Source organism: Commensalibacter papalotli (ex Botero et al. 2024) (assembly GCF_947179115.1).
Lineage (GTDB): Bacteria > Pseudomonadota > Alphaproteobacteria > Acetobacterales > Acetobacteraceae > Commensalibacter > Commensalibacter papalotli.
This window is the reverse complement of the sequence record NZ_CAMXCI010000033.1, coordinates 1-223: the sequence shown is the minus strand read 5'-3', so window position 1 is coordinate 223 and position 223 is coordinate 1. Positions and strand designations below refer to the sequence as shown.

Here is a 223-nt window from a genome sequence, read left to right as displayed (position 1 = left end):
CTTTACCCGCAAAAACTCTGATACCAACAAAGACCATCTGGCATTGGGCATCAATGAATAAAGCGAGTTAATATGAAAGGATGCATGCCCTTTGAACAAAGCCAACGCACGCCATTCACCATTTTTGATTAATTCTGGCTTTTCTTGTTCCAAGATAACGCAACCATTATGCTTACATACATAATGCACCGTTTCGGGTAAAGCTTGACCCTGTTCATCTTTG

At 40.8% G+C, this 223-nt stretch carries 1 pseudogene; it reads right to left on the bottom strand.

The window, feature by feature from the left end:
* Positions 1-223: pseudogene (locus tag QMN76_RS10940) on the bottom strand (phage terminase large subunit family protein); the annotation flags it as partial.